The organism is Archangium sp. (assembly GCF_036388035.1).
Lineage (GTDB): Bacteria > Myxococcota > Myxococcia > Myxococcales > Myxococcaceae > Archangium.
This window is the reverse complement of sequence record NZ_DASVSO010001025.1, coordinates 1-6,110: the sequence shown is the minus strand read 5'-3', so window position 1 is coordinate 6,110 and position 6,110 is coordinate 1. Positions and strand designations below refer to the sequence as shown.

The window sequence follows — 6,110 nt, the reverse complement described above, 5'->3', positions numbered from 1 at the left end:
CGATGTTCGGCATGTCGTTCGTGTACGTCATCTTCGAGGACGGCACGGACATGTACTGGGCGCGCAGCCGGGTGCTGGAGTACCTGGACACGGCGAAGTCCAAGCTGCCCGAGGGAGTGATGCCCTCGCTGGGCCCGGACGCGACGGGCGTGGGCTGGGTCTTCCAGTACGCGCTGGTGGACGAGACGGGGAAGACAGACCTGCAGCAGCTGCGCAGCCTCCAGGACTGGAACATCCGCTATGCGCTGGAGAGCGTGCCCGGGGTGGCGGAGGTGGCGAGCCTCGGCGGCTACGTCAAACAGTACCAGGTGGACGTGGACCCGAACCGGCTGCGCGCCTACGGGGTGACGCTGGGCGAGGTGGCGCAGGCCATCCGCGAGTCGAACGAGGACGTGGGCGGACGGGTGCTCGAAATCGCGGGCCACGAGCACATGATCCGCGGGCGCGGCTACATCCAGAGCACGAAGGACCTCGAGAGCATCCCGCTGAAGGTGGACGCGAACGGCACGCCGGTGCGGGTGAAGGACGTGGCGCAGGTGACGCTGGGCCCGGAGGCGCGGCGAGGGCTGGCCGAGCTGGACGGGAAGGGCGAGACGGTGGGCGGCATCGTGGTGATGCGCTACGGGCAGAACGCGCTGGACGTCATCGACGCGGTGAAGGCGCGGCTGGAGGAGGTGAAGCGCACGCTGCCCGAGGGCGTGGACGTGGTGGTGACGTATGACCGCTCGGGGCTCATCCGGGAGGCGATTGGGACGCTGACGGACACGCTGGTGGAGGAGATGGTGGTGGTGAGCCTCATCATCTTCCTCTTCCTGCTGCACGTGCGCAGCGCCCTGGTGCCCATCATCACGCTGCCGGTGGCGGTGGTGCTCTCGTTCCTGCCGATGCTCTGGCAGGGCTTGACGGCGAACATCATGTCGCTGGGCGGCATCGCGGTGGCGATTGGCGAATTGGCGGACGCCTCCATCATCTTGGTGGAGAACGTGCACAAGAAGCTGGAGGAGTGGGAGGACGCGGGGAAGCCGGGCACGCGGCTGGACGTCATCATCCACGCGATGCAGGAGGTGGGGCCGAGCGTCTTCTTCTCGCTGCTGGTGATGACGGTGGCCTTCATCCCGGTGTTCACGCTGGAGGCCACCGAGGGCCGGATGTTCAAGCCGCTGGCCTTCACGAAGACATACAGCATGGGGTTCGCCTCGGTGCTGGCGGTGACGCTGGCGCCGGCGCTGGCGGCGCTGTTCATCCGGGGCAAGGTGATGCGGGAGGATGCCAACCCGGTGAATCGCTGGCTGGTGCGGGGCTACGTGCCGGTGGTGCGCTGGGTGGTGAAGCACCGCAAGGCGGTGGTGCTGGGCTCGCTGGCGTGCATGGTCTTCACGGTGCCGGCGTTCCTGCGGCTGGGCAACGAGTTCATGCCGCCGCTGAACGAGGGGGCCATCCTCTACATGCCGAGCGCGCCACCGGGCATGTCGGTGACGGAGGCCTCGCGGGTGCTCCAGTCGATGGACGCGGAGCTGAAGAAGATACCGGAGGTGGAGCGCGTCTTCGGGAAGATGGGGAGGGCGGAGACTCCGACGGACCCGGCGCCCATCGGCATGGCGGAGACGGTGGTGATGCTGAAGCCAAAGGACCAGTGGCGTCCGGGGCTGACGTGGGAGGGTTTGCTGCGGGAGATGGACGAGAAGGTCCAATACCCGGGCATGCCGAACATCTGGTGGATGCCCATCCAGACGCGCACGGAGATGCTGGCCACGGGCATCCGCAGCCCGCTGGGCATCCAGGTGTTCGGAGACGACCTGGACACCATCGAGAAGGCGGCGGTGGCGCTGGAGCGGGCGATGGCGAACGTGCCGGGGACGCGGAGCGCGTTCGCGGACCGCTCGACGGGTGGCTTCTACGTGGACGTGGAGGTGAAGCGCGAGGAGGCCTCGCGGCTGGGCCTGCGGGTGAAGGATGTGAACGAGGTGGTGATGGGGGCCATCGGTGGCGAGGAGGTGACGCAGACGGTGGAGGGGCGCGAGCGCTACCCCGTCAGCGTGCGGTACGCGCGCGAGCTGCGAGACACCCCGGAGCTGCTGCGCGAGGTGCTGGTGCCCACGCCCGGAGGCGCGCAGGTGCCGCTGGGGCAGGTGGCGGACATCCGGTTCGTGAGCGGGCCGCCGATGATCCGCAGCGAGGACGGCAAGCTGGTGGGCTACGTCTTCGTGGACCCGGGCAGCGTGCCGATCGCCGACTACGTCCAGACGGCGAGGGCCGTGGTGGAGGAGGAGGTGAAGCTGCCGGAGGGCGTGCGGGTCGAGTGGACCGGCCAGTTCCAATACTTCGAGCGGGCGAAGGAGAAGCTGAAGGTGGTGGTGCCGCTGACGCTGCTGGTGGTGCTGGTGCTGCTGTACCTGAACACGCGGTCCTGGACGGAGACGGGCATCGTATTGCTGGCGGTGCCCTTCAGCCTGATTGGGGCCATCTGGCTGCTGTACCTGCTCGACTACAACCTGAGCGTGGCGGTGTGGGTGGGGCTCATCGCGCTGGCGGGGCTGGACGCGGAGACGGGGGTGGTGATGCTCCTGTACCTGACGCTGGCGCACCAGAGGGCAACGCGGGAGGGCCGGATGCGAAGCTTCGCGGAGCTGCGGGAGGCCATCGTCGAGGGAGCGGCCCGTCGAATCCGTCCGAAGCTGATGACGGTGCTGACGACCTTCATCGGTCTGGCGCCGGTGATGTGGAGCACGGGGACGGGGTCGGACGTGATGAAGCGAATCACGGCGCCGATGGTGGGCGGAGTGCTGACGTCGTTCCTCCTGGAGCTCACGGTGTACCCGGCGCTCTTCGCCCTATGGAAGGCACGCAAGCTGCCACCGGAGTCTCCAGGCGAGGGCACGAAGGCCCCGCCCGAGACACCCCAGGTCCTGACGGCCTGAGCCCACGAGTCGACCCGCCGGCCGGTCGCGATCCTCGGCAACTTGTACACTAAGTGGACAAGTTGCCGAAGACCGAGCCCGGAGGGGCCCCCTGTGAGCTGTGCTCGTTGCGTTCGCTCATGGTCGGAGCGTGGGACGGAACGCGGCGGAGTGTTGGGCATCCGTAGTATGGCGGGGGCCTCCTACTCGATAGCAGGGGCGGCTTCCTATTTTGAAGTCGCTGTCTGGCCCCTCGGTTCCTGGAAAGCCCTTCTCATGCCCCAATACGACTTCGACCTGTTCACCATTGGCGCGGGCTCGGGTGGAGTGGCATCGAGCCGCCGCGCGGGCTCGTACGGCGCGCGTGTCGCCATCTGCGAGGACAACCGCATCGGCGGCACCTGTGTGCACCGGGGCTGTGTGCCCAAGAAGCTGCTCGTCTATGGCGCCCACTTCCACGCGGACTTCGAGGACGCGGCGGGCTACGGCTGGTCGGTGTCGGAGCCGACGTTCGACTGGAAGAAGCTCCAGGCCGCGAAGGACAAGGAGCTGGAGCGGCTCGACAGCGTGTACCGGCGCCTGCTGCGGGACTCGGGGGTGCGGCTCATCGAGGGCCGGGGTCGCATCGTCGATGCGCACACGGTAGAGGTGGGTGGCCAGCGCTACACCACCGAGCGCATCCTGGTGGCCACGGGCTCGCGTCCCTTCCTCCCGGAGATACCGGGCATCGAGCACGCCATCTCCTCGGATGGGGCGCTGTCCCTACCGGAGCTGCCGCGCCGGGTGGCCATCGTGGGCGGGGGCTACATCGGGGTGGAGTTCGCGGGCATCTTCAACGCGCTGGGCGCCAAGGTGATGATGCTCATCCGCGGCGACACGGTGCTGCGCGGCTTCGACGAAGACGTCCGAGCGATGCTCACCCAGGAGATGCGCAAGAAGGGCATCGACCTGCGGCCGGAGACCTTCATCCGCGACATCGAGAAGCGGCCGGACGGCACGCTGAGCCTGCTCACGCGCATGGGGGACACGCTCGAGGTGGACGCGGTGCTGTACGCCACGGGGCGGGTGCCCAACACGCGGGGGCTCGGGCTGGAGGAGGTGGGTGTCCGGCTCGACGAGCGGGGCGCGGTGGAGGTGGACGAGTGGTCTCACACCCACGTGGAGAGCATCTACGCGGTGGGGGACGTGACGGACCGCATCAACCTCACGCCCGTGGCCATCGCCGAGGGGCGGGCCCTGGCGGAGACGCTCTTCCATGACAACCCCACGCGGTTCGAGCACACGGGGGTGGCCTCGGCGGTGTTCAGCCAGCCGCCGGTGGGGACGGTGGGGTGCACCGAGCTCGAGGCACGCGAGCGCCACGGCGACGTGGACGTGTACGTGTCCAACTTCCGGCCCATGAAGCACACGCTGAGCGGCCGGGACGAGCGCACGATGATGAAGGTGATTGTCGAGCGCGAGAGCGGCCGGGTGCTGGGCTTCCACATGGTGGGGGCGGACGCGCCCGAAATCATCCAGGGCCTGGCGGTGGCGCTGAAGTGTGGCGTCACCAAGAAGCAGCTCGACGCGACGGTGGGCATCCACCCCACCGCGGCCGAGGAGTTCGTGACGATGCGCGACAAGCGCCCGGACCCCGTGAAGGATGCGGCCCGGGAGCTGGGCCACGACGCCCGGCGGCAATGAGGGGGCCGCTCAGCGCCCGCGGCCGCCGAAGGTGGTGCCCACGTCGAGCTGGAGGATGCCCGGGTAGGTGAGCTGCCCGTGGTGACCGATGATGTGCTGGTACACGGGCACGCGCAGGTTGAGCCCGAGCCGCACGCTCCCGAGCGGGTAGGCGAGCCCCGCCCCGGCGAGCACGTCGGTGCGGCCGAGGTTGCCATCCTGCTGGACGAGCCCGTTCCAGCGCTCGGGTTGCTCGTTGGCGACGTCCGCGCCCACGGAGAAGCGCAGGGCGCCCACGACGGGGCCCTCGGCGGCGAGGCCCGCGGCGAAGCGGTGGCCCGCGCGGTAGCCGAAGCGGTTCTCCCCGAGCGAGAGCTGGGCCTGGCCCCAGGCTCGGCCGCCCCACTTCCCCCAGGCGCGCGAGGCCTCCAGCCCGAGCAGGGGCCGCACGGTGCCGGTGCCAAACTGCACGTGCTGGTGGGGCAGCCCCGCGGCGCCCAGGGCGAAGGGGTCCTCCACGGTGCTCCCCAGCGGTACGGTGAAGCCCGCTCGGGCCGCGAGCCCCACGTCGCCGAGCCGCCCCGCGTAGCGCCCCAGCACCCACGGGTCTCCGAGGCCGAAGAGCGTCTCGTTCCGGTGGTGGATGTTCTCGTAGTCGAGCACCAGGGGCGTGCCATCCAGCGCGGTGAAGCGCACGGTGGTGTGGTTGAGGCGCACGGGCAGCTGCACCTCGAAACCGAGGGCGTCGGTGAGCCCGTACTCCACGCTGGCGCGCAGCTCGGCGACGGTGAAGCGCTGGTCATGGAGCTGCGGGGGCTCGTCGCGCACCTGGCAGATGGGGCCGATGTCCGGGCATTCGGACGGGTGCACCACATGCACGGCGGTGAAGAGGGTGGACAGGGACACGCCGGTCTCTCCGGCGCGCAGGGTGGAGCTGGAGTCCCTCCCGACCGGGAGGTTGGGGTTGCTTCAACCCGCGCAGGCGGCGGCGCGGTTGGGAATGGCGAGCCCGAGCAGCCCCACGGCCACGGCCACCCATCTCATCGCGAGGCCCCCTCGGCGATGGCGGCGTCCAGCGCGCCCAGGTCGAAGCCATGGAGGGCGCGCACGAGCTTGCCGTCCCGCCCGTAGACGACGAGGTAGGGCAGGTTCTCCACCTGTCCGAGGTGGCGCCTGGCCAGGGGCGAGTCCCACGAGACGACGTTGAGCTTGCGGTAGGCGACGTCCCCGCGCGCGTTGAGCAGGCCGAACATGTGGGCATCCACCTTGCGGCAGGGCGGGCACCAGTCCGCGTAGAAGTCGAAGACGGTCACCTTGCCGGGCACGGCGTGGGGGGCGAGCTCGGGCACGTCCTCGCCCGCCTGGGACAGCTTCTTCAAGTCCGCGTCCGGGGCGAGCACGGGGAGCGGCTCGAAGGAGAGGTCCGGGTGGCAGGTGAAGCACTGGGACTCGGGCACGCCGTGCTCACCGCACCAGTCCTTCGCGGCCTGGAAGCGGGGGACGAGCTCGGGGTGGCAGCGGGTGCAGTTCTCCTGGGGGACGCGGTGCTCG

General features: G+C 69.6%; 4 protein-coding genes. 2 read left to right on the top strand and 2 right to left on the bottom strand.

The window, feature by feature from the left end; all coding sequences use genetic code 11:
- Together VF697_RS42260 and gor are read left to right on the top strand one after the other, a co-directional pair.
- Nucleotides 1-2,918 (top strand): CusA/CzcA family heavy metal efflux RND transporter (locus VF697_RS42260; RefSeq protein WP_331104281.1); only part of this gene is annotated, 2,918 nt, incomplete at its 5' end.
- 255 nt (nt 2,919-3,173) lie between these two features.
- A complete protein-coding gene (gor, locus tag VF697_RS42255) occupies nt 3,174-4,580 on the top strand; it encodes a glutathione-disulfide reductase (protein WP_331104279.1) in 1,407 nt (468 codons plus the stop codon).
- 9 nt (nt 4,581-4,589) lie between these two features.
- On the opposite strand, the gene VF697_RS42250 is transcribed toward gor, so the two are convergent.
- Together VF697_RS42250 and VF697_RS42245 are read right to left on the bottom strand one after the other, a co-directional pair.
- On the bottom strand, nt 4,590-5,465 hold the full coding sequence (locus tag VF697_RS42250; protein ID WP_331104277.1) for a hypothetical protein: 876 nt from the start codon (nt 5,463-5,465) through the stop codon (nt 4,590-4,592).
- A gap of 134 nt (nt 5,466-5,599) precedes the next feature.
- Nucleotides 5,600-6,110, bottom strand: a 511-nt coding sequence (locus tag VF697_RS42245) for a thioredoxin family protein (RefSeq protein WP_331104275.1), incomplete at its 5' end; no start/stop codon positions are given.